This is a genomic window from Micromonospora parva (assembly GCF_040649675.1).
In the GTDB taxonomy this organism is placed as follows: domain Bacteria; phylum Actinomycetota; class Actinomycetes; order Mycobacteriales; family Micromonosporaceae; genus Micromonospora; species Micromonospora parva.
Window position 1 is genome coordinate 186,469 of sequence record NZ_JBEZFX010000005.1, and the last position, 22,593, is coordinate 209,061.

General features: G+C 72.4%; 26 protein-coding genes. 12 read left to right on the plus strand and 14 right to left on the minus strand.

The genetic code is table 11. The features are described 5' to 3' along the window. Nucleotides 1-9: 9 nt before the first annotated feature. The 6 genes from AB0C03_RS14605 to AB0C03_RS14630 form a co-directional block, all read right to left on the minus strand. Nucleotides 10-2,127 (minus strand): bifunctional polysaccharide deacetylase/glycosyltransferase family 2 protein, encoded by a 2,118-nt coding sequence (locus AB0C03_RS14605; RefSeq protein WP_030334003.1) that lies wholly within the window; start codon nt 2,125-2,127, stop codon nt 10-12. Between the two features lie 2 nt (nt 2,128-2,129). Continuing rightward, nucleotides 2,130-2,567, minus strand: coding sequence for a superantigen-like protein SSL4 (locus AB0C03_RS14610; protein ID WP_210865018.1), 438 nt, complete (start codon nt 2,565-2,567; stop codon nt 2,130-2,132). 113 nt (nt 2,568-2,680) lie between these two features. Then, nucleotides 2,681-4,213 (minus strand): ABC transporter permease, encoded by a 1,533-nt coding sequence (locus AB0C03_RS14615; protein ID WP_030333999.1) that lies wholly within the window; start codon nt 4,211-4,213, stop codon nt 2,681-2,683. Continuing rightward, the gene (locus AB0C03_RS14620) at nt 4,210-4,911 is read right to left on the minus strand and encodes an ABC transporter ATP-binding protein (protein ID WP_357637054.1); all 702 of its coding nucleotides are present in this window, start codon (nt 4,909-4,911) and stop codon (nt 4,210-4,212) included. Before AB0C03_RS14620 ends, AB0C03_RS14615 begins: the two co-directional genes overlap by 4 nt. After that, nucleotides 4,908-5,444, minus strand: a complete 537-nt coding sequence (locus AB0C03_RS14625; RefSeq protein ID WP_357637057.1) for a PadR family transcriptional regulator — start codon at nt 5,442-5,444, stop codon at nt 4,908-4,910. The genes AB0C03_RS14620 and AB0C03_RS14625 overlap by 4 nt, the downstream gene beginning before the upstream one ends. A gap of 196 nt (nt 5,445-5,640) precedes the next feature. Continuing rightward, nucleotides 5,641-6,225: a TIGR03086 family metal-binding protein gene (locus tag AB0C03_RS14630; protein WP_357637060.1), complete on the minus strand. Its 585-nt coding sequence runs from the start codon at nt 6,223-6,225 to the stop codon at nt 5,641-5,643. Nucleotides 6,226-6,256: 31 nt separating this feature from the next. On the opposite strand from AB0C03_RS14630, the gene AB0C03_RS14635 reads away from it, so the two are divergent. Next, nucleotides 6,257-7,099: a DUF6597 domain-containing transcriptional factor gene (locus AB0C03_RS14635; RefSeq protein ID WP_357637063.1), complete on the plus strand. Its 843-nt coding sequence runs from the start codon at nt 6,257-6,259 to the stop codon at nt 7,097-7,099. A 12-nt stretch (nt 7,100-7,111) separates the two neighbouring features. Here AB0C03_RS14635 and AB0C03_RS14640 read toward each other — a convergent pair whose 3' ends face one another. Genes AB0C03_RS14640 through AB0C03_RS14665 form a run of 6 tightly spaced genes read right to left on the minus strand, consistent with a single transcriptional unit; the run spans nt 7,112 to nt 12,709 of the window. After that, a complete protein-coding gene (locus AB0C03_RS14640) occupies nt 7,112-8,650 on the minus strand; it encodes a SpoIIE family protein phosphatase (RefSeq protein ID WP_210865022.1) in 1,539 nt (512 codons plus the stop codon). A 4-nt stretch (nt 8,651-8,654) separates the two neighbouring features. Next, entirely contained in the window at nt 8,655-10,016 is a 1,362-nt protein-coding gene (locus AB0C03_RS14645; RefSeq protein ID WP_357637066.1) for a sensor histidine kinase, read from the minus strand. Beyond that, nucleotides 10,013-11,026, minus strand: a complete 1,014-nt coding sequence (locus AB0C03_RS14650) for a SpoIIE family protein phosphatase (protein WP_036411541.1) — start codon at nt 11,024-11,026, stop codon at nt 10,013-10,015. The genes AB0C03_RS14645 and AB0C03_RS14650 overlap by 4 nt, the downstream gene beginning before the upstream one ends. Continuing rightward, complete coding sequence (locus AB0C03_RS14655; RefSeq protein ID WP_357637069.1) at nt 11,023-11,442, minus strand: anti-sigma regulatory factor; 420 nt, start codon at nt 11,440-11,442, stop codon at nt 11,023-11,025. Before AB0C03_RS14655 ends, AB0C03_RS14650 begins: the two co-directional genes overlap by 4 nt. Next, entirely contained in the window at nt 11,439-11,849 is a 411-nt protein-coding gene (locus AB0C03_RS14660) for an STAS domain-containing protein (protein WP_030332368.1), read from the minus strand. The genes AB0C03_RS14655 and AB0C03_RS14660 overlap by 4 nt, the downstream gene beginning before the upstream one ends. Next, nucleotides 11,849-12,709: an STAS domain-containing protein gene (locus AB0C03_RS14665; RefSeq protein WP_030332366.1), complete on the minus strand. Its 861-nt coding sequence runs from the start codon at nt 12,707-12,709 to the stop codon at nt 11,849-11,851. The genes AB0C03_RS14660 and AB0C03_RS14665 overlap by 1 nt, the downstream gene beginning before the upstream one ends. Before the next feature lie 163 nt (nt 12,710-12,872). Between AB0C03_RS14665 and AB0C03_RS14670 the strand changes: the two genes are divergently transcribed. Further along, nucleotides 12,873-13,229, plus strand: a complete 357-nt coding sequence (locus tag AB0C03_RS14670) for an STAS domain-containing protein (protein ID WP_030332365.1) — start codon at nt 12,873-12,875, stop codon at nt 13,227-13,229. Nucleotides 13,230-13,242: 13 nt separating this feature from the next. Here AB0C03_RS14670 and AB0C03_RS14675 read toward each other — a convergent pair whose 3' ends face one another. Further along, nucleotides 13,243-14,394: an MFS transporter gene (locus AB0C03_RS14675; RefSeq protein WP_245233630.1), complete on the minus strand. Its 1,152-nt coding sequence runs from the start codon at nt 14,392-14,394 to the stop codon at nt 13,243-13,245. Between the two features lie 191 nt (nt 14,395-14,585). Here AB0C03_RS14675 and AB0C03_RS14680 point away from each other — a divergent pair, with 191 nt between their 5' ends. From AB0C03_RS14680 to AB0C03_RS14695, 4 genes are all read left to right on the plus strand, one after another. Beyond that, on the plus strand, nt 14,586-15,290 hold the full coding sequence (locus AB0C03_RS14680) for a FadR/GntR family transcriptional regulator (protein WP_245233628.1): 705 nt from the start codon (nt 14,586-14,588) through the stop codon (nt 15,288-15,290). 39 nt (nt 15,291-15,329) lie between these two features. Next, nucleotides 15,330-15,788: a large conductance mechanosensitive channel protein MscL gene (mscL, locus tag AB0C03_RS14685; RefSeq protein WP_030332359.1), complete on the plus strand. Its 459-nt coding sequence runs from the start codon at nt 15,330-15,332 to the stop codon at nt 15,786-15,788. Between the two features lie 82 nt (nt 15,789-15,870). Next, nucleotides 15,871-16,122 (plus strand): hypothetical protein, encoded by a 252-nt coding sequence (locus AB0C03_RS14690; RefSeq protein ID WP_030332357.1) that lies wholly within the window; start codon nt 15,871-15,873, stop codon nt 16,120-16,122. A 205-nt stretch (nt 16,123-16,327) separates the two neighbouring features. After that, entirely contained in the window at nt 16,328-16,699 is a 372-nt protein-coding gene (locus tag AB0C03_RS14695) for a hypothetical protein (RefSeq protein ID WP_030332355.1), read from the plus strand. On the opposite strand, the gene AB0C03_RS14700 is transcribed toward AB0C03_RS14695, so the two are convergent. After that, nucleotides 16,612-17,898, minus strand: coding sequence for a benzoate/H(+) symporter BenE family transporter (locus AB0C03_RS14700; protein WP_357637076.1), 1,287 nt, complete (start codon nt 17,896-17,898; stop codon nt 16,612-16,614). The genes AB0C03_RS14695 and AB0C03_RS14700 overlap by 88 nt on opposite strands. A 56-nt stretch (nt 17,899-17,954) precedes the next feature. Here AB0C03_RS14700 and AB0C03_RS14705 point away from each other — a divergent pair, with 56 nt between their 5' ends. From AB0C03_RS14705 to AB0C03_RS14730, 6 genes are all read left to right on the plus strand, one after another. After that, nucleotides 17,955-18,515 carry an XRE family transcriptional regulator gene (locus tag AB0C03_RS14705; protein ID WP_245233627.1) on the plus strand — a complete coding sequence of 187 codons (561 nt, stop codon included), beginning with the start codon at nt 17,955-17,957 and terminating at the stop codon, nt 18,513-18,515. Between the two features lie 115 nt (nt 18,516-18,630). Then, nucleotides 18,631-19,350, plus strand: a complete 720-nt coding sequence (locus AB0C03_RS14710) for a PP2C family protein-serine/threonine phosphatase (protein WP_030332349.1) — start codon at nt 18,631-18,633, stop codon at nt 19,348-19,350. 103 nt (nt 19,351-19,453) lie between these two features. Then, the gene (locus AB0C03_RS14715; RefSeq protein ID WP_030332341.1) at nt 19,454-19,792 is read left to right on the plus strand and encodes a PadR family transcriptional regulator; all 339 of its coding nucleotides are present in this window, start codon (nt 19,454-19,456) and stop codon (nt 19,790-19,792) included. Then, entirely contained in the window at nt 19,789-20,634 is an 846-nt protein-coding gene (locus AB0C03_RS14720; protein ID WP_051708479.1) for an ABC transporter ATP-binding protein, read from the plus strand. Before AB0C03_RS14715 ends, AB0C03_RS14720 begins: the two co-directional genes overlap by 4 nt. Continuing rightward, entirely contained in the window at nt 20,631-21,323 is a 693-nt protein-coding gene (locus AB0C03_RS14725; RefSeq protein WP_030332337.1) for a hypothetical protein, read from the plus strand. Before AB0C03_RS14720 ends, AB0C03_RS14725 begins: the two co-directional genes overlap by 4 nt. Nucleotides 21,324-21,391: 68 nt before the next feature. After that, entirely contained in the window at nt 21,392-22,582 is a 1,191-nt protein-coding gene (locus AB0C03_RS14730; protein ID WP_357637081.1) for a GNAT family N-acetyltransferase, read from the plus strand. Nucleotides 22,583-22,593 lie beyond the last annotated feature (11 nt).

A 22,593-nucleotide genomic window follows, 5' to 3' on the forward strand; every position in this document is an offset into this window, starting at 1 on the left:
GACGCGGCTTCAGCCGCGGCCGGCACCAACCAGCGCCGCCGCCTCGCCGGTACGCACCATCCGCTGCCAGCGCAACCGGTTGCCGATCAGTGCGGTGACCACCGACTGCACCACCACCAGGTACATGAGCTGCCGGTAGACCAGTTGCTGGAACGGCAGCGCCCACAGCGGCCCGTACCGCTCCCGGTCCAGCCGCAGCGCGTACCCGGCGGTGGCCGCCTGGAGCAGCAGCAACCCCGCCCAGGCCAGGGCGAGGGTCGACCAGGGCAGGAAGAGCAGGCCGTACACGGCGAACACGTCGACCGCCGGAGCGGTGAGCGGCAACACGATCTGGAACACCGTGAGGTACGGCAGGCCGCGTCGGCCCAACTTGCCGCCGGCACCCGACTCGCGCAGCGCGTGCCGGTGCTTCCACATCGCCTGCATCGTGCCGTAGCACCAGCGGTAGCGCTGTCGCCAGAGTTGACGCAACGACGACGGGGCCTCGGTCCAGGCGATGGCCGACTCCTCGTAGACGACCCGCCAGCCGGCCCGCAGCACCTTCATGGTCAGGTCGGTGTCCTCGGCCAGCGTGTCCGACGGCACCCCACCCACCCGCAGCAGCACCTCGCGGCGGAACGCACCGATCGCACCGGGAATGGTCGGCATGCACTCCAGCACGTCGTACATCCGTCGGTCGAGGTTGAAGCCGATCACGTACTCCAGGTGCTGCCACCGGCCGAGCAGCCGACGCCGGTTGGCGACCTTGGTGTTGCCGCTGATCGCGCCCACCGACGGGTCGGCGAAACCCTGCACCAGTCGGTACACGGTGTCCGGCTGGAAGACGGTGTCCCCGTCCACCAACACCAGCAGGTTCGCCCGGGCGGCCCGGATGCCGGTGTTCAGCGCCGCCGGCTTGCCGGCGTTGGCCTGCCGGATCACCCGTACCCCGCGCAGTCGCATCCGCTCGACGATGTCGGCGGTCCCGTCGTCCGACCCGTCGTCGACGACGATCACCTCCAGCGCCGGGTACGCGCTGGCCATCAGCGACCGGACCGTGGCGGCGATGTTCGCCGCCTCGTTGTACGCGGGCACGATCACCGAGACGGGTGCCCGCACCTCCGGTCGGTCCCGCCGCGGACGGCGGACCCGGCGCACGTGCCGCTGGGCACAGACCACCTGCACCACGAGACGTGCGATCCCCAGTACGAGGGCGGTGGCGAGCAGCACGTTCATCACGTCGGCCGCCCAGCGGGCACCGGTCTGGGTCCAGCGCAGCGCGGTGCCGCTCAGCCGGGCACCAACGCCGGCCGGCACCATCGACGGCGAGGCGTCGATGCCGGCGGAGACGGTGGTGAACCGGTAGCCCTGCTCGCCCAGCGCGGGCAGCAGCCGGTCCAGCGCGGCGAGGGTCTGCGCCCGGTCACCGCCGCCGTCGTGCATCAGCACCACCGCTCCCCGGCCCTGCTTCGGGGTGGCCGCCCGCACGATCCGGTCGGCTCCGGGGCGCTGCCAGTCCTTGGTGTCCAGGTCGGTGAGCACCGCGACGTGCCCGGCACCGGCGGCGGCCCGCAACGCGGCGTACTCGGACCCGGTCAGCGCCGTCGGCACCGAGGAGAACGGCGGCCGGAACAGGGTCACCTCCCGGCCGGCGGCCGACGCGACCGCCTTACGGGTCAGCGACAGTTCGAGGTCGCGACGCCACGGCGACACGTCGGCGAGGTTGGCGTGGGTGAACGTGTGCGACCCGATCTCGTGCCCCTCGGCGAGGATCCGCCGGACCAGTTCGGGGTGCTCGTTGACCCGGGCACCCACCACGAAGAAGGTGGCGTGCGCGCCGTGCCGGCGCAGCACGTCGAGAACCTGCGGCGTCCACCGCGGGTCCGGCCCGTCGTCGAAGGTCAGCGCGATGGTGCGGTCCGGCAGCGCCCGACTGACCGGTTCGGCGCGGTCCAGCCGCAGCACCGGCCCGCCCGAGCCGACGGCGGCCGGGACGTCCGGCGCGGGCCGCGCGGTGGCGTTTCCCGAACCACCGGCGAGGCCACTCACCAGACCGTTGACGGTGAGCGCCGCGAGCAGCAGGAGCAGCCCGAGCAGGAGAAGCAGCCAGTGTGCCCGGGGGTCACGCCGGGCCACGTGTTTCGCCATCGTCACTGCGGCTTACCGGGCGACCTGCTCGGCTTGGCGGTGTTGCGGTGCTCGTCGCCGCGACCCGGTCGGTCGGTGGCCGACGGCGCACCGGTGACGTCGGCGGTCGTACCGGCAGGGGTGGGGCTTCGGTCGCCGGCGGTCCGGGTGACGCGCGGCAGCGGCGCCGACGTCCGGGTCAACGGCGACGGCGACGGCGAGGTGGCCACCCGGGGCTGGTTGATCTCGTCGACGCCGGCCTCCACCGGGCGCGTCCCCCGGGAGTCGTCCGACCAGCCGGGCAGCGGCACCGAGGTGTCCAGGAAGAGCCCCGCGACGATCAGGGCCAGGCTGGTGAGCAGGCCAAGGCCCATGGCGGTGCCAGCGATGACGGTCAGCCGCCGACGACGCCCGGTGCCGTCGACGAACACCGGCGGGGCGGTGCCCGGTTGGTTGTGCATCTGGCGAACTCCCATGGTCACCGTGCCGGGACCGTCGGGTCCGACACCGGAAACCCGATCGTCCGGGCCTCCGGTGCACACAGCGACGCCGCCACCTGCTGTGTTACATCGACTCAGGCCGTACGCAGCTCGTCCAACGCCGTGCTGGTGCGCAGGAAGAGCAGACCGACACCGACCGTCACCAGCACCGCGGCCAGCGTGCCGGCACCGAGCCAGGCCAGGTGCTCCAGGGGTACGGGAACGGCTCGCTCGATCCCGGGGGTGTACACGATCCGGGTGTACTGCTCTCGGGTGGCCGGGTCGTCGCACAGCGCGGCCGTGGCCTCGCAGATCTCCGCCGATGAGCCGCCCGTCGACACCTTCGCGATGAGCCCTCGACCGAGCAGCGTGCCCACGGTGAGCGCGAGCAGGATCGCCGGCACCGCCGGGGTCAGCGCCTGCCAGGCCACCGAACGGCTCAGCACGGCGCGGGGCACCCCGGTGGCCACCAGCGCGGCGTAGGCACGTCGGCGGGCGACGATCCCCTCGACCAGCGCGACGATCAGCCCACCCGTCGCGATCAGAATGGCCACGGCCACCGCGCCGTCGACGAGATCCATGGTGGACAGATAGAAGGGGTTGTCGCCACCGTCAATCCCGGCGAGTCGACTCTGCTCCCGCTCGAGCTGGTCCTTGGTGGCGAAGTAGGCGCGCTGGGCGGCCGCACCCCCGCCGAAGATCACGGCGGCGAGCAGCGCGGCGAACGTGCGGCTGCCCGCCCACGGGTCGGCCATCAGCCGACCGGCCGCGAGCAGGGCCGCGGGACGGCGGGCGTGCCGGCGCAGCAACAACCCGCAGTTGTACGAGATCCAGCCGGTGCCGATCACCACGCCGACCATCGCCGCGATCCCACTCGCCGCGAACATCAGCGGCATCAGCCAGGTCACCAACTCCTCGTTGTCGTCGAACCGTTCCCCCACCGGCTGGATCGCCGCGAACGAGAGCACACCAAGCACGATCAGAACGCCGGCCCACGGTCGCGGGCCGCGCTCGCGGGGGGCCTTCCGGCTCACCCCGAGCGGGCTGGTGGTGACCGTACGCAGCATCACCGCGGTGGCCAACGCCGCGACGACCGGCAGACCGAGCACCACCCCGGCCAGCGCGCCGGGTGACGGCAGCACATCGGTGGGCAGGGCCAGTTGACCTCGCGCGTCCGGGCGGTGCAGCAGATCGCGACCCACCAGGTAGACACCCAGCCCGGTGAGCGTGCCGAACAGAGCGGCCACGCCGGTCTCCAGCACCACCAACCGGGTGACCTGCCCGGGAGTGGCGCCGGCCAACCGGAGCCCGGCCAACCGGCGGTCCCGTGCCGGCGCGCCGAGCCGGGCGCACTGACCGGCCAGCGCCAGCACCGGGAGCATCAGCATCAGCAGCGCGAACGCCGTACCGCCACGCAACCCGGGCTCCACCAGCAGCGCGTTGTGGTACTGCTCCGACCACCTGTTCGGGTTCTCCTCCGTCGCGGTGGGCGTGGGGATGGCCAACACGGTGAGCGCCGCGAGCCCGGCCAGTGTCGCCAGCAGGGCGCTGAGCGCCGTGAGCACCACCCGGGCGGTGTCGGTGCGGGTGCCGGCGAGGGCGAGCCGGACCAGCGTCGCCGGTCTCACCGCGCGCCGCCGGCCAGCGGCACGTCGAGCCCCAGGCCGGTGTGGTCCACCAGGCCGTCGCGCAGCACGATCTCCCGATCGGCGTACGCGGCGATCCGCGGCTCGTGGGTGACGAGCACGACGGAGGTGTGCTGCTCACGGGCGAGCCGGACCAGTTGGGTGAGGACCTGTTCACCGGTGAGCGTGTCCAGCGCTCCGGTCGGCTCGTCGGCGAAGAGCACCCGCGGTTCGGTCACCAACGCCCGCGCCGTGGCGCACCGCTGCTGCTGACCGCCGGACATCTCACCCGGCCGGACGTCGGCCAACTCGGCCACCCCGAACCGTTCCAGCCAGGTGAGTGCCGCCACCCGCGCCTCTCGCCGCCCCGTGCCGGCGAGAAGCAGCGGCAGGGAGACGTTCTCCGCCGCGGTCAGTTCGGCCACCAGCTGGCCGAACTGGAACAGCACCCCGAACTCGGTACGCCGCAGCCGGGACCGGGCCGCCTCCGACCAGGTGTCGATGCGGTGCCCGCGCCAGCTGACCTCACCGGCGTCCGGCCGGAGGATCCCCGCCAGGCAGTGCAGCAGGGTCGACTTGCCGCAGCCACTCGGCCCGGTCACGGCGACGATCTCGCCCTCGGCCACGTCGAGCGTCACGCCGCGCAGCGCGGGCGTCGGACCGTACGCCCGAACCACGCCGCGAGCCTGGAGTTGCGTCACGGATGCACCTCCCGGTGCCAGTCGGCGACCCGGCCCAGGGTGGCGTGCAACCACCCCAGATCCGCGTCGAGGTGGGCGATCGCGAAATCGGCCGCGATCACATCGCTGAGGGTGGCGGTCGGGTCGGTCTTGACCGCTGTCAGTTCCCGCAGGCGTGCGGTGTGCGCGGCCCGCTGGGCGACCAGGTAGGAGCGGGCCCGGTCGACGTCGGCGACCAGCAGCGCCACCACGACCTTGGCGAAGAGCGTGCTGGCCACGTACGGCATCGGCGGTTCCACTGTGGACAGCCACTGGTCCAGCGCGTCCCGCCCCTGGTCGGTCAACGCGTACGCGGTGCGGTCCGGCCCGGCCACGCGGTCCTGCCCGGCGGCGGCCACCAGCCCGTCGCGTTCCAGCCGGCCGAGAGTGGCGTAGACCTGCCCGAAGGCCAGCGGCCGAGCGCGCGGCAGCCGCTCGTCGTGCGCACGCTTCAGCTCATACCCGTGCCGACTGCCCCCAGCGAGCAACCCGAGCAGAACATGCGGCGTCGACACCCCGCCCACTATTCACCCAGCGAATACCCAAGTCAACAACCCCACCCACCCTGCCCCCACCCCTCCCCCTCCTACCCCGCCCCCATCTGAGTTGATCAAGAAGTTTGCGTCATCCCATCGACGAAATCTGACGCAAACTTCTTGATCAACCAGGACAAGAGGTGGGGGGTGAGGGTGGGCAGGGGCGGGGGTGGGGTTAGGGGGTTTGGGGCCAGGCGGGGGTTCGGCCGGTCTGGGTCAGGAGGTGGGCCAGGTCCGAGGTGGGTGTCTCGGTGGGGGTGGCGGGCGGGACCGGGTCGGCGAAGACGCCCATCTTGCGGGCGGTGGGGCCCAACTGCTCCACCAGCGCGTGCAGCTCGGCCACCGCCTCCGGGGCCGGGTGGTACGGCTGGCCGGTGGCGACAGCGAGGTCCCAGCCGTGCACGATCAGGTCCAGCAGAGCCATGCCGCCGACGACGGACTGCGGCATGCCCATGCCCGGTGACACACCCTCCAGTGTGGATGGCTTCGACCAGGCGGCGATCAGCCGGCCGGTCTCGACCTCGAAGCGGTCGCGCCAGCCGTCGGCCAGGTGGTCGGGCTTCTCGGCCCACTCCACCTGCCGCTTCTCGGCCAGGTCCTGAAAGTTGATCACCACCTGGAAGAGGTGGTTGAGCAGATCACGGACCAGATAGTCCTGGCAGGGCGTGGGCAGGTCGAGCTGGTCGTCGGAGATGCCGCGTACCACGCCGATGGTTGCCGGAGCGGCAGCGGCCAGCAGATCGCTAGTCTGAGTGGACATAGGGCCAGCGTATGAGGGTGGTCTTGAACAAATGCGACAGCGACCGCGTGGCGACAGCCGGGGAATCCTGGACCCCGGGCGGCTGCTGCGCGAGGTGCGCTTCCGTCGGCACCTGCCGACGGAGTCGCTGCGCCAGTGGGTCGAGCACTACTGGTTGATCGACTGGTCGTTGAGCACACCGTTCGAGCAGCGGGTCGTGCCACACCCGGCGGTGAACGTGGTGTTCCGACGTGACGACGGCGACGGCGACAACCACGCACACGGGCCCGAGGCCGGCGAGGTGGCCGGGGTGGGCCGCGACCTGTTCCGGATCACGCTCAGCGGCACCGGCCGGGTGTCCGGGGTGCAGTTCCGCCCCGGCGGGTTCCACCCGTTCTGGCGTCGCCCGATCAGTGAGCTGACCGGCCGTCGGGTGCCGCTGCCCGCCGGCCGGCTGACCCACCCGGATTTCCCGATGTTCGCGCCCTCGGGGCCAGCCCTCTCGACAGCCAACGACGATGAGCGCTGCCGGGCACTGGACACCCTCCTCACCGGCTGGCAGCCCGAGCCGGACCCGATGGCCGAGGAGGCCGTCCGGCTGGCCGAGGCGATCCGCACCGACCGGACCGTGCTGCGCGTCGACGACCTCGCCACCCGGCACGACGTTCCGGTCCGCCGGTTGCAACGGCTCTTCATGGAGTACGTGGGGGTCGGGCCGAAGTGGGTGATCCGCCGCTACCGGCTCCAGGAGGCGGTCGAACAGGCCGCCGGCGCTCCGCTGAGCTGGGCTGACCTCGCCGCCGACCTCGGCTACAGCGACCAGGCCCACCTGGTCCGCGACTTCACCGCAGTGGCCGGGGTGTCCCCCGCCGCGTACGCCCGCTCGGTGCGCTGAGCAAACCGGACGTCAGCGGCGACGCAGAACGACCACGGCGACGTCGTCCTGGATCTCCGGCGGGGCCAGTTCCACCAGCAGTCGAGCGCAGAACTGGTCCAGGTCACCGTCGACGGTCGCGGCGACCCCGGCCAGCGCGGCCAGCCCCTCGTCGATGGTGGCGTCCCGTCGTTCGATCAGCCCGTCGGTGTAGAAGACCAGCGTGGCCCCGGCCGGCAGCACGAACTCCAGGTCGGCCGGGCGGGGGGCGCGAACGCCGAGCAGCGGCGCCGAGTGCTGCACGAACTCGACCTTGCCGTCCATCACCATCAGCGGCGGAAGGTGCCCGGCGCTGGCCAGCCGGACCCGCCCGGTCGGCGGGTGCAGCAGCAGTACGCAGAGCGTCGCCAGCTCGTTCGGCAGCAGTGTCCGCATCAGCTCGTTGACCCGGTGCAGGATCTCGCCGGGCTGGTGGCCCTCGACCGCGTACGCCCGCACCGCGTGCCGCAGCTCGGCCATGACCGTCGCCGCGTGCAGCGAGTGGCCGGCGACGTCCCCGATCGCCAGCAGCAGGTGCCCGTCGAGCATCACCAGCTCGTAGAAGTCGCCACCCACCTCGGTCTGCGCGCTGGCCGGCTCGTAGCGCACCGCGAGGTCCAGCCCGGCCACTGTGGGCAGCCCACGCGGGAGCAGGCTGCGTTGGAGGGTGACGGCGATCCGGTGCTCCTCGTCGAACGAGCGCTGCGCCTCCACGGCCGCCGCCACCGCCTGAGCCAACTGCTTGAGCACCGGGGTCCGCGCGGTCTGGGTGGCGGTCGGGACCACCACGTACAGCGGGGCACGGTCCTCGCGCAGTCGGGCGGCGGCGATCGTCACCGTGTCGTCCGCCGGCCAGTCGACAAGCCCCCAGTTCGCGGGGGCCTCCACCCGGACCGTGGCGCCGGTCGGCACCCCGGTGTCGTCGACGACCCACGGCACCACGGCGGCCACCGCGCCGGGGCCGGCGCAGACGCCCGCGAGGCAGTCACCGTCGAAGGTCTCGGCGATCACCGCCGCCGGGCTCTTGAAGATCTGGGCGGCGCCCTCGGCGGCGGCCTCCAGCAGGCGCGCGAAGGTCGGCGCGGCGTGCACGGCGACGGTCGTGTCGGCCAACCCGAGCAACCGCTCGGCGAGCAGTTCGGCCCGCTGCCGGGCCTGGTAGTAACGCAGCACCGCCCGGGTGGTGGCGATCAGCTCCTCGGGCTCGATCGGCTCGGTCAGGTACGCGTCAGCGCCCCGGGTCAGCCCCTGGGCGCGGTCGGCCACGTCCACGGCGTGCGCCGACACGTGGATCACGGGCATCGCCGGGTGCCGCGCCTTGATCTGTTCGCAGACCTCGTAGCCGCTCAGGTCGGGCAACCGGACGTCGAGAACCACCAGGTCGATCCGGTCCACCTCGACCCGGGCCAACGCCTCGGCGCCGTTCTCGGCCTCCAGCACCGTGAACCCGGCCCGGGTCAGCCAGCTGACCAGCAGGTAACGCTTGGTACGACTGTCGTCGACCACCAGGATGGTTGTCGGCCCGCCGTCCATGTCGTCACGCCCCGCCGGTGGGCAGGGAGACGGTGAACGTGCTGCCCTCGCCCGGCGCGCTGGTCAGCTCCAGCGTCCCGCCCAGCAGCGTCACCAGCCGCCGGGCGTACGGCAGGCCGAGGCCGGTGCCGCCGACCCGGGTGGCTCCGGGCACCTGGTAGAACTCCTCGAAGATCCGGTCGTGCAGCTCGGGAGCGATGCCCGGCCCGGTGTCGGTGACCTCGAACTGCCAGCGGTCGCCGTGTTGGCTGGCCCGCAGCCGCACCTCGCCGCGTTCGGTGAACTTCAACCCGTTGTGCAGCAGGTTGCGCAGCACCTGGCCGAGCAGCACCTCGTCGGTGCGCAGCACTGCCGGCCCGCGCGGCTCCTCCACCACCAGCTCCACGTTCGGACGGGTGGCCAGGGCGCGCAGGGTGCCGCGCAGTTGACCGAAGACCGGGCGCAGGTCGACCTCGACCACGTCGGGCTCGATCCGGCCGGATTCCGCCTTGGCCAGGTCGAGGAGTTCGTTGACCAGGTTGAGCAGATCGGCCGCCGACGAGCGGATCAGCTCGACCTGGCGGCCCTGCTCGTCGGTGAGCGGGTCGGAGGCGGAGTCGGTGAGCAGCCGCCCCAGGCCGATGATCGCGGTGACCGGGGCGCGCAGCTCGTGGCTCACGTTGGCCAGGAACCGGCTCTTCGACTCACTCGCCGCGCGGAGCTGGGCCGACTTCTCGTCCAGCTCGGCGTAGAGGGCGACGACGCCGCGGTTGGTCTCCTCCAGCTCCTCGGTGAGCTGGTTGTAGAGCGCCAGCACACCACGGTTGGTCTCGGCCAGTTCCTCGTTCAGCACCGCCAACTCGTCGCGCTGACTGCGCACCTCGTCGAGTGCGGCGATGAGCTGACCGTTCTGGGTGGTGAGCTCGTCCAGCGCGCTGGCCGGCGCGGTGCGGCCGAGTTCGGCGCGGAACTCGGCGAGCCGCTCCGGGGTCGGCGTCGGCGCGCTGGCCGGGACTCGTCGGGACATCCTCACGACCGTAACCCCCTCGACGGTCGACACGCTCAGTGTGTCAACCAGTCGGGACACCGCGCCGGACTGCGGCTGGTAGCGGCCGTCCGGCAACGGGGACATCGGGGCCAGGTCGGCGCGCAGGTGGAACCGGCCGTCGGCACCCGCGTCGACGTGGAAGGAGACGTCCGCTCCCGCTGTCGTCCGCAGCAGGTCCCGGGCGACCTCGCTCAGTGCGGTGGCGATCCGGACCTGGTCCTGGTGTTCCAGGCCGACCACCATGGCCACCTCGCGGCCCCGCTGGCGGATCACGAAGATGTCCTGCTCGACCCGCAGCGCCATCTGCAGCAGCGGCAGCGCGGCCGATCCCTCGGTCATGCCCACGACCTCGCTACCAGTACGCAGGCGTCGTCGCGGCGCACCCCGGCGTCCCGTAGCAGGGTCGCCGCCATGACCAGTGGGGATCTCTCCGCCAGGCCCGGGTAGTCGGACATCCGCCACCGGTCGACCACCCCGTCGCTGTGCATCACCAGCCGGGCACCGGGGCCGAACGGGTAGTCGTACTCCCGGATGGCCGGTCGTTGGTGGCCGGCGATGCCGGGCAGCGACACCAGCCCCCGGCGCTGGCCGCCTCCCTCGACGATCACGCCGGAGATGTTGCCCAGGCCGGCGTAGTGCAGCACACCGGCCGTCGGCACCAGCTCCGCGACCGCGAGGGCCGCGCCGCGGGTGTGCGACATGCTGCGGTGCAGGTGACCGACCACCACCGCCGGCGGGCCGGCGGGGGCGTCGCGGAACGCGGCCAGCGCCGCCTCGGTGGCGGCACCGGCCAGCGGGCCGTGCCCCAGCCCGTCGCTGACCAGCACCTGGTGCCGCCCGTCGGCGACCCGGACGGCGTAGCCGTCGCCGCTGACCGTCTCGCCGGTCAGCGGTCGGGTCAGAGCACCGGCCCAGGACGGCCGCGCCGCCTCGGCCGGCCAGACCTGCACGGCGAGGACGGTCCCCCGGCCGGATAGCGAGTATCCGTCGAACCAGCTGGCCTGCCGGACGATGGCACCCAGACCGATGCCGAGGGTGCCGGTGGTGGAGTGCCCGTCCCGCGACGAGACGGTCAGGTCGGCCATGCCGGGCCCGGAGTCGATGGCCACCAACTCCACCCCGGCCTGCCCGGCGCGGCGTACCGGCCGCAGCAGCAGGACACCCTCGTCGGCGTGCTTGACCAGGTTGCTGGTCAGCTCGGCCGCGACGATGGCCAGGTCGGCGATGCGCGCCGCACCTATCTCCACCTGCGCGCCGAGGCGCTCGGCGGCGCGTCGGACGGCGCTCGCCGCGCTGCTGGCCTCCACCCGGAACCAGATGCCACTGTCGGTGACCGCGTCGGCGTTCACCTGGACCACTTGGTGACCGTGATCCGCGTGCCGGTTTCCGCTGACGTCTCGATCTGGAACTCGTCGACCAGGCGGCGCGACCCGCTGAGCCCGAGGCCGAGGCCGCCGCCGCTGGTGTAGCCGTCGGTCATGGCCAGGTCGAGGTCGGCGATGCCCGGCCCGGAGTCGGCGAACACGATCTGCACACCTTTGCGTCGGCCGTTGTCCACGACCGTCACCTCGACCGAACCGCCGCCGCCGTACACCAGGGTGTTGCGGGCCAGTTCGCTCGCCGCGGTGACCAGCTTGGTCTGGTCGACGAGGGACAACCTGCTGGCCACCGCCACGGCGCGGACCAGTTGCCGAACGCGCACCACGTCCTCATCGCTGCGAACCGACTGCGCCTGTGGCTGGCCCAGGTCGATGCCCGCGGTCACGGCGTGGCCGTCTCGGCGTCCGGTTCGTCGTCGAGCTGGTAGTCGAGCTCTTCGGCGTGGGCCGCCGCGATCAGCTCCATGCCGCGTTCGACGTTCAGCGCGGTACGGATGCCGTTCAGCGACAGCCCCAGTTCGACAAGGGTGATGGCGACGGCGGGGCGCATCCCGACCACCACCGTCTCCGCGTCGAGCACCTTGGAGATCGACGCGATGGTGGAGAGCATCCGCCCGACGAAGGAGTCGACGATGTCCAGCGCGGTGATGTCGATGATGACGCCGTGGCAGCCGGTGGCGACGATCCGCTCGGCGAGGTCCTCCTGGAGCTGCACCGCCGTCTGGTCGGACATGTCGAGCTGGATGGAGACCAGCAGGATGTCCCCGATCTTGAGGATCGGCACCCGTTCCATCAGGCGTCCCTGCGTGGCTGCCGGCGGGCGGTTTCCACCCCGTTGAGCCGCAGCACGTGGCGCAGCGCGTCGGCGAGGCTCGCCTTGGTGGCGATGTCCCCGAACTCGATGCCGAGCGCCACGATGGTCTGCGCGATCTGCGGGCGGATGCCGGAGATGATGCAGTCGGCGCCCATCAGCCGTGCGGCCACCACGGTCTTCAGGATGTGCTGGGCGACCTGGGTGTCCACCGCCGGCACGCCGGTGATGTCGATGATCGCGTACGGCGAGCTGGTGTCGACCAGGGTCTGCAGCAGCCGCTCCATGACGACCTGGGCGCGGGCCGAGTCCAGGGTGCCGACCAGCGGCACGGCGACGACGCCCTCCCAGAGCTTGACCACCGGCGTGGAGAGTTCGAGCAGCTGCTCGGCCTGGTCGGCGATCAGGCTCTCCCGGGTACGGACGAAGCTCTCGAAGGTGAACAGGCCCATCTCGTCGACAAGCTTCGAGAAGGCGACGTAGTCCGGTAGCGCGGTCGGGCCGCCGGCCTCCTGCACCAGCTCGGCCAGCACGTCCTTGAGCGCGAAGATGCTGATCGTGGTCTCGCTGGCGGAGAAGCCCTGCCGGGCCCGACCCCGGGACAGCTCGGAGAGCGCGGCGCGCAGTTCGGCGGCGCTGTCGGCGGACAGGTCGATGATGCCCTGGTCGCCGGTGGCGACGATGGCACGGTGCAGGTCCTGGACCTGCCGGCGCAGCTCGGCCTGGCTCAGCCGGCCCCGCAACGAACTGGTGACAATCTCGGTCCACCGAGTCGTGACCCGTTCGTCCTGCTCGCTCAGCAGCGCGGCGAGCCGACCACTTTCTTCGGTGCTCAACGCCATTTCGAACCCCCTTGACCTGGACCGGGCGGACTCTATCACCGGGGCCTGACCAACTACTTGCCCCGTAGCAACGGAATGACGATGACCACCGGATCACGGCTCCCGTTCTACCTCCGAGGGTGGTCGTGGGATACCGTTCCCCCGATAACAGGAGGTCTGGCGAATGTCGTTGACGGTGCACACGGAACAACGCGGCGACGTGGTCGTCGTGGCGGTCGCTGGCGAGCTGGACATGGCCACCGCACCGCAGCTGCAGGACCAGATCACCGATCTGCTCGACAAGGGCCGCAACCGGCTGGTGTTCGACCTGGCGGACGTCTCGTTCTGCGACTCGACCGGTCTGTCGGTCTTCGTCCGGGCGAAGAACAGCTGCGACGAGGCTGGCGGCGTGGTCCGGCTGGCCGCCCCGCAGCGGGGTGTGCTGCGCATCCTTGAGGTGAGCGGTCTGGTCGAGGTGCTGCACACCTACCCGACGGTGGATGAGGCAGTCGCCGGCGAACCGACGCCGGCGTCCTCCTGACCGCTGCGGCTCGTCACTCGTCCTCGACGTAACGGGGACGAGCGATCGCCATGCCCGCCGCCGTCTGCACGGCGAGGGCGCCCAGCAGGAACCCGATCGGCGCGGTCCAACCACCGGTGGCCTCGTAAAGGATGCCGACCATCAGCGGGCCGAGGGCGGCGATCACGTAGCCGGTGCTCTGCGCGAACGCGGAGAGCGCGACGGTGCCCTCGGCGGTGCGGGCGCGCAGGCCGATGGCGGTGAGGATCATCGGGAACGCGCCCTGACCGATCGCCAGCAGGGCGACCCAGAGCAGCGCGGCACCGTGCGGTGCGAGCGCCAACCCCAGGTAGGCCAGCGTCGACGCGGTGGTCAGCCCGAGCACCAGCGGACGCAGGCTGCCCAACCGGCCGGCCAGGGTGGGCATCAGCAGCGCGATCGGCACGCCGAGCGCGGTCACCCCGGCGAGCAGCAGCCCCGCCGACTCCGGCTGGTAACCGGCGTCGCGGAACAGTTGGGCCAGCCAGCCCATGATCGCGTACCCGCTGAGCGACTGCGCCCCGAAGTAGACGGCCATCGCCCAGCCGAGCCGGGTCCGCGCCGGCCGGACCCGGGTGGGTGCGGCGACGGCCGCCGTCGGGGTCGCCCGCCGCGCCGCGGCGCGGGTCCGCAGCGCCAGCGGCACCCACGGGAGTACGGCCACCGCGGCCATCGCGGCCCAGACGCCGAGCCCGGCCCGCCACGACCCGAAGGCGTGCGCGATCGGCACCGCGGAGGCGGCGGCCACCGTGGTGCCCACCGTCAACGCCATCGTGTACGCCCCGGTGACCAGGCCGGTGCGGTGCGGGAAGTGCTGCTTGACGAGCATCGGCAGCAGGATGTTGGCGACCGCGATGCCGGACAGCGCCAGCGCGCTGGTGAGCACGAAGATCAAGGCCGAGTCGGTGGCGACCCGGAGCACCTGGCCGACGGCGAGGGCGAGCATGGCCACCACCAGCACCCGGGCCGGTGCCACCCGGCGGACCAGCCACGGGGTGAGCGCGCCGAGGCCGGCGAACGCGATGGTGGGCAGGGTGGTGACCAGGCCGGCGGTGGCGCCGGAGAGGCCCAGCCCGTCGCGGACCTCGTCGAGCAGCGCGCCGAGGCTCGTCACCACAGCCCGCAGGTTGAGCGCTACCAGCAGCATCCCGACCAGCACCAGCGCGCCACCGGTCGCCGGGTGCGTGCGCCGGCCGGCGCCGGGGTCCCGGCTCGGGCGGGGGTCGGCGGTGGCGGGGGCGGGCAGCGCCGGAGCGGCGGTTGGTGGCGGGGTCATGACCGCTAACCTACAATCATGGGATGAATTTGGGACCGGTGATGTAACCAGTGCCACCGTCTGTGGAATTCCCCTCCGCGCCGCCCGCGCCGCCCCGCGACCAGCCGCCCGTGCCGCCCCGCGGCCATCGGGTCCGGCAGACCACCGAGCAACTCCGCGCGCGGATCCTCGGCGGCGAGTGGCCCGTCGGCGCGCGCATTCCCACCGAGCCACAACTGGTCGCCGCGCTGGGTGTCGGGCGCAACACGGTCCGCGAGGCGGTCCGCGCCCTGGTGCACGCCGGGGTGCTCGAATGCCGGCAGGGCTCCGGCACCTACGTGGTGTCCACCGACGAACTGGCACCCGTGGTCGCCCGCCGGCTCGGCGGCGACCGGATGACCGAGGTCGTCGAGGTACGCCGCGCCTTCGAGGTGGAGGCCGCCCGGCTCGCCGCGCTGAGGCGTACCCCCGAGGACCTGGCGGCGCTCGACGGCGCGCTCGCCCAGCGCGAGGCCGCCTGGCACGGTGGCCAGGTCGACGCGTTCGTCGAGGCCGACGCGGCGCTGCACACGGCGGTGGTCGCCGCCGCGCACAACGCCATGCTCGCCGAGCTGTACGCCTCGGTGGGCACCGCCCTGCGCAGCACCGTCGCCCAGGCCATGGGTGGGGCGCTCACCCCCGAGCGCTACGTCGACCACACCCGACTGGTCGAGGCGATCCGGGCCGGCGACCCCGGCCGGGCGGCGCTCGAAGCCGGCGCTTTTCTGGAACCCGCCGTACGGGCATAGGTTGTGCCCGACAGAAAAGCGGACACCTCGGGAGTACGGATGCTCAAGGGTTTCAAAGACTTCATCATGCGCGGCAACGTCGTCGACCTGGCGGTCGGCATCGTCATCGGTGCTGCTTTCACGGGCGTGGTCACCCAGCTCACCAAGTCGTTCCTTGAACCACTGATCAAGGCAATCGGCGGGGGCACCAGCCTCTCGGCCGGGAAGTGGACACTCAACGGTCAGGTCTTCGACTGGGCGGCGTTCATCAACGCCCTGATCACGTTCCTGCTCACTGCCGCAGTGCTCTACTTCTTCGTGGTGTTCCCGATGAACAAGCTGGCCGAGCGGCGGCAGCGGGGCGAGGAGCCGCCGCCCTCGGCGCCGAGCGAGGAGGTCAAGCTGCTCACCGAGATCCGGGACGCCCTGGTCTCCGCCGGTCACACCACTCCCGGCCAGCAGCGCGGGGCGCTGGACGACGTGCTGGGCCGCCGTCCCGAGCCGCCGACGCAGCGCTGACGCCGAACGGATGCACATCGGCCCCTGTGGGATTCCCGCAGGGGCCGCACCTTCTCGTACGTGTGTTCGATAGAGTCCCGCCATGGAGCAGCGAAAGCACTGGTGGAACGGGAAGTGGGGGCGACTGGCCCGGCGGGACGTCTTCCTGCGGGTGGACGCCGACCGATGGCATGTCGAGCAGCGCGCCGGTGGCGCCGAGGGCATCTCCCGTTTCTACGAGTACGGCAGTGCGGACGAGGCCGAGGACACCGTCCGGGCACTGCTCGACGGGCCGGACACCTGGCGCGAGCTGTCTCCCCGACCGCCCGGCGGCTGGACCCTCCCGAACACCTGAACGGGCTGCGTGGCGGCCCGTCGCCCGCCACCTTGCGCGGGCCGTGGAGGCGGTATTGCTTTCGACGGTGATGCCTCTGAGGCATGGTGATGCCTCAGAGGCATCACGCTCTTCAGGCCCATCACCTGCGTATCTGCCGCCTCCGCAGCTATCACCTCCGGCACGGCGGCGTTTAGCGGCGCGACGCCCTGGGAACCGCAGCGGGATGGACCAGCAGGACGCGCAGCAGGCGACCATCTCACGGATCACCACCGGGATGCCGGTGGTCGACTCAGCCGGCACCGAGGTCGGAACCGTGGACCTCGTCCAGCGGGGCGACCCGAACGCGGTGACCGTCCAGACACCGACCGCCGACCCGGGCAGCAGCCTGGACGAGCTGATCGAGGCGACCGCGGTCGAGGAGCCGGACGTGCCGGCCGATCTGGCGGCGCGGCTGCTGCACAGCGGCTACCTGAAGGTCTCGACCGAGCTGACCCGCACCGGCGCGGTCTACGTACCGGCCGACCGGATCGGCTCGGTGGCCGACGGCCGGGTCCTCCTGGCCGTCGGCGTGGCCGACCTGCCATCCGAGGAGTAACCCGACGGCCCCGGCTCGGCGGGGGTGGCCTCGGCTGACGGGGCGGCTGGGCGGCGGTGGAAGAGCAGCAGCATCAGGCAGCCCGCGACCAGGCCCCAGAACGCGCCGCCCACGCCGATCAGCGTCACCCCGGACGCGGTCACCACGAAGGTGACAACGGCGGCCTCGCGGGTCGCCGGGTCGGTCACCGCCGAGGCGAGCGCGGTGGCGAGGGCGCCCAGCAGCGCCAGCCCGGCGACCGCCTCGATGAGGATCGGTGGGGCGACAGCGACAAGCGTGGTGGCCACCCCGGCGCCCAGGCCGAGCACTGCCAGTCCAGCGCCGGCCGTGACCGAGGCGATCCACCGGCGCTCCGGGTCGGGGTGCGCGTCGGGGCCGGCGGCGAGCGCGGCGGTGATCGCCGCGAGGTTCACCGCGTGCCCGCCGGCCGGGGCGGCGAGCAGGCTGGCCAGGCCGGTGGTACGTAGCGCGGCGCCGAACGGCGGCCGGTAGCCGTAGCCGACCAGCACGGCCACGCCGGGTACGTTCTGCGCGGCCATGGTGACCAGGAACAGCGGCAGGGCCACCCCGACCAGTGCGGACGCGTTCCAGGCCGGCGCGGTCAGGGTGACCGACGGGATCAGCGCGGCACCGGTCAGGCCGGCCGGCGGTGCGGTGAGCGCGATCGCCGCCACCGCCACCACCAGCGCACCGGGCACCGCCCAGCGGCGGGCGAACCGGTGCAGCAGCAGCCAGGCGACCACTACCGGCCCGGCCACCACCGGCAGCTCGACAAGCGCGCGGACCGGGGCTGTGCACAGCGGCAGCAGCACCCCGGCGAGCATCGCGCCGGCCACCGGCTTGGGGATGGCGGCCACCGCCCGACCGAGTGGCGGGAACAGTCCGGCGGCGACGATCAGCACGCCGGAGACGAGGAACGCGCCCACCGCCACCCGCCATCCGCCCGGTGGCGGCCCGGTCGCTACCAGCAACGCCGCGCCCGGAGTGGACCAGGCGGCGCTCATCGGTATCCGGTACCGCCAGCCCAGCCAGGCGGCGGCGAGGCCGCTCGCCACGCAGAGCGCGAGCAGGCCGGAGGCGGCCTGCGCGTCCGACGCGCCAGCCGCTCGGAGCCCGGCCAGCACGACGGTGAACGAGCTGGCGAAGCCCACCAGCGCGGTCACCACCCCGGCCAGCACCGGTTGTACGGGTCCCGCCACTCCAACCCTCCCGACTGTTCCGTTTACGGAACGGCAGCGTGTAGCACGATAGCCGGGTGTCACACCCACCACCAGCCCCGCGTCCGGGCCTCGACGTGGATCCCGCCGTCGTCGGACGCCGGGTCCGTGCTTTGCGCGAGGAGCGGGGGATCTCACTGTCCACACTCGCCCGGCTCGCCGGTGTCGGAAAGGCCACCCTCTCCGGCCTGGAGAACGGCACCCGCAACCCCACCCTGGAGACGCTCTGGGCGGTCACCGCGCAGCTCGGCGTACCGCTGACGGCCGTGCTGGCGGAGCCGGCCGCCGGGCCGACAGTGCACGGCTCCGCCGTCACCGCCACCCTGCTGGAGGTGTTCACCGACACCGACGCGACCTACGAGCTGTACCGGATGCGGGTGGCGCCCGGCCCCGGGCAGCTCTCCCCCGCCCACCCGGCGGGGGTCACCGAGCACGTCACTGTCTTCGCCGGGGTGCTGCGCGCCGGGCCGGCCGACGCACCGCTGACCGCCCCGGCCGGTGGTCACCTCCGCTGGGTGTCGGACGTGCCGCACAGCTACGCGGCGGTGGGTGACGAGGAGGTCGCCGCCAGCCTGCTCCTGCGCTATCCGCGCCGCTGAGAACGGGCCGACCGGTCACGCACCGTCGGGGCCGCCGACGAAAATCGCAATCATTTCTCGACCTAGGTAGGAGGCGTAGAGACGAATGCGGGTTGTTCTTGGCAAGCTTGACCCCATGACGCTGATCCTCCGCTCGGTCATCCTCAACGACATCGGCTTGGTGCGCACCAACAACGAGGACTCCGCCCTCGCCGGTGACCGCCTGATCGCCGTCGCCGACGGCATGGGCGGGCTGCCTGCGGGCGAGGTGGCGAGCGAGATCGTGATCCGGATCCTGGACGAGCTGGCTCCGCCGACCGACCCCGACGGCGCCGCCGACGCCCTGCGTGCCGTGGTCAGCACCGCCAACCAGCGCATCCACGCCGCGATCACCGTCGACCCGAGCCGGGACGGCATGGGGACGACGCTCACCGCGGCGCTGCTGGCCGGGGAGACGCTGGTGCTGGCCCAGGTGGGCGACTCCCGCTGTTACCTGCTGCGCGACGGGGAGCTGACCCAGCTCACCCGGGACGACACGTTCGTGCAGGCGCTGGTCGATCAGGGCACCCTCTCGCCCGAGCAGGCCCGCCACCACCCGCAGCGGTCCCTGGTGACCCGGGCCGTGCAGGGCGCCGACACCCCGCCCGCTGTCGGTGTGCTCACAGTGGTCCCCGGTGACCGGCTGCTGCTGTGCAGCGACGGGCTCTCCGACTACGTCGAGGACGAGGCCATCGCGGCGGCCCTGGGCATGTACGCCGACCGTCAGCAGTGCGGTGAGCAGTTGGTGAAGCTGGCCCACCATGCCGGGGCACCGGACAACGTCACGGTCGTGGTCTCGGACGTCGTCACCCGCTGACCCGTACGACTCACTCGGCGGCCGGCTCCGGGCCGGCCGTCCGGGTGCCGTCGCCGACAGTAGATGGTTGTGCCATCTAGCTTGCGTCGCTACTGTCCATCGAGTGGATTCCGACCGGCGCGGGCAGTGGTTGCGGGGGGTGCTCGACATCTGCGTCCTGGCCCTGCTGTCCGAAGGCGAGTCCTACGGCTACCAGCTCGCCCAGGCGCTCGACACGGCGGGCGTCGGGCCGATCCAGGGCGGCACGCTCTATCCCGTGCTGCTGCGCCTGCAGAAGACCGGCCTGGTGACCGCGCAGTGGCGGGAGGGCAACGCCGGGCCGGCCCGCAAGTACTACCGGCTCACCGACGACGGGTACGCGGCGCTCCGCGCCGGCGGCAGCGCCTGGCTCACCTTCGTCCGGCCGGTGAACGACATCGTCACGAAGGGGGTCAGCCGGTGAACGCCGACGATTGGCTGCGTACGCTCACGGCCGAGCTGCACCAGCGGCGGGTCGCGGCGGACGCCGCGCGGCACGTGGTCGCCGAGGCCGCCACACACCTGCGCGAGGGAGGCGGCGACCCCTGGGTCGTCTTCGGCCCACCCCAGCAGTACGCGGGCGCCGTCGTGGAGAGCATCGGCACCGCGCCCGGACCGCGCCCCGGGCCGGTCCGGCTGCACGCCGCCGGCATCACCAAGAGGTACGGACGGCGGAGCGTGCTGCGCGACGCCACACTGACCGTCCGGGCCGGACAGATCGCCGCCGTCATCGGCGCGAACGGCTGCGGCAAGAGCACCTTCCTCCGGATCTGCGCCGGGCTGATGTCACCGGACGCCGGTGAGGTGACAGTCTCCGGGCGACTCGGCTACTGCCCGCAGTCCGGCGGCACCGCCGACTTCCTGCTCGCCGACGAACACTTCGTGCTCATCGGCGCCGGCCAGGGCGTGGCCCGGGGCCCGGCCCGCCGCGCCGGTCGGGCGGCTGCCCGTCAACTCGGTTGGGAAGCGGGCGGGGACGTGCAGGCCCGCCACCTGTCCGGCGGCACCCGGCAGAAGCTCAACCTGACCATGTCCACGCTCAGCGCGCCCGACGTGCTGCTGCTCGACGAGCCGTACCAGGGCTTCGACCAGGGCACGTACGTCAACTTCTGGGACCAGCTCAGCAGGTTGCGCGACACCGGCACCGCCATCGTCGTGGTGACCCACCTGCTCAACCAACTCGACCGGGTGGACATCGTGCTCGACCTGACCCCGGCGCGGGAGACCGGGTGGCACGCGCCCGGCATTCAGGGAGGTCGCCCATGAACCGGCTCGTCACCGTCGCCGAGATGACACTGCGGGAGCTGCTGCGGCGTCGGGGCGTACTCCTGCTGTTGTTGTTGATGCCGTTGACCTTCTACCTGATCCGGCGGGACGCCTACCTCGGGCAGTCGGTTCGCTCGCTGCTGCTCGGCGTGGGCTGGGCGGTGAGCACCGCCGCGCTGTTCGCCACCACCGCGGCCCGCGAGCTGGAGCCGAGGCTGCGGCTGGCCGGCTACCGTCCACACCACCTCTACCTCGGACGGATGCTCGGCCTGTGGACGGTGGGGCTGGTCATCTCCGTACCGTTCTTCCTGCTGCCGATGATCGACGGCGCGGACCTGCGGTACGGCGGCCTGGCGGCGGCGATGCTCTGTTCCGTCGCGGTGGCCGCGCCGTTCGGGATGTTGATCGGTGCGCTGTTGCCCCGCGAGTTGGAGGGCACGCTGCTGCTGCTCACCGTGGTGACGGTGCAGATGCTGATCGACCCGGCCGGGTCGGGGGCCAGGTTGACGCCGTTCTGGTCGAGCCGGGAGATCGCCACCTGGACCGTCGACAACACCGACCACGGCTACCTCTCCCGGGGGTTGCTGCACGGGCTCGTCGTCACCGCCCTGCTGGCGGTTGGCGTGGCCGCGGTGGCCAGCGTCCGCCTGCGCCGCCGCCGGCACCTGCGGCACCTGCCGGTCGGGTGACCGCCGCACGTCGCGCGGATCGGGCCAATCCGGTTGCTGCGACCCGCGCGGCAGGTTGAGATGGGCGAATGACCATCCGCCGGGTGACCGACGACGACCGTCTCACCACCAGCTTCCCGCTGGCCGCGTACGCCTTCGAATCCTCGCCACTGAGTGCCGCCCGGACGGCCGAGTTCCGCGACTACCTGCCCTACAACCAGGGCAACCGGACGCTCATCACCGAGGAGGACGGCACCACGTTGGCCGCCGTCTCGGCCATTCCGATGCGGCAGAACCTGCGCGGGGTGGTGCTGCCGATGGCCGGGGTCGCCGGGGTGGCGACCCATCCGTTGGCCCGCCGGCAGGGACACGTCCGGACGTTGCTGCACCAACTCCTCGACGAGATGCGCGACGAGGGTCATCCGCTCAGCGCGCTCTATCCGTTCCGGCCCAGCTTCTACGCCCGGTTCGGCTACGTCGGGTTACCCAAGCCACGCCGGGTCACCTTCGCCCCGGCCAACCTGGGCTCGCTGCTCCGGGTGGACCTGCCCGGCGAGGTGAGCTGGGAACGCATCGCCGCCGGCTATCCGGCGTGGCGGGCGTTCACCGAACGCAACCTCCGGGAACGGCACGGCTTCGCGATCTTCCCGGACTACCGGGCGGTCGGGATGCGCGACCGTGACGAGTACTGGCTGCTCACCGCCCGGGTGGCCGGGGAGGTCACCGGCGCGGTGACGTACCGGATCGACGAACACGGCGGCACGCTGCACGGCAACGAGCTGCTGGTCTCCGATCCGCTCGCGCGGGCGCTGCTGCTGCAGTTCTTCGCCCGGCACGTGGACCAGATCGAACGGGTCACCGTTCAGGTTCCGCCCGACGAGCTGCCCGAGCTGTGGCTGACCGACCTGGACGTGCACGTCGAGGCCCGCACCGCCGTGCCGGGCGCGTCCGCGCCGATGGCCCGGCTGCTGTCGCTTGACGCGTTGCGCGGGCTGCCCGCCGGCCCGGGCCGGGTCCGGGTCGAGCTGACCGGGGACCGCTGGCTGGCCGGCACCCACCTGCTCGACGGCACGACCGGCGCGCTGGAGCTGGTCGACGACACCACCGGCCGCGCGCCGACCGCCACGCTCACCGCCGCCGGGCTCTCCGCCCTCGCGTACGGGGTGCTGGACCCGGCCGAGCTGCCGCTGCGCGGTCTGGGTGAGGTGCCGGGGGACGCCGCAGTGGAGCTGCGCGGCCTGTTCCCCCGCCGGGTGCCGTACCTCTTCGCCGACTTCTGAGCACGGTTTGC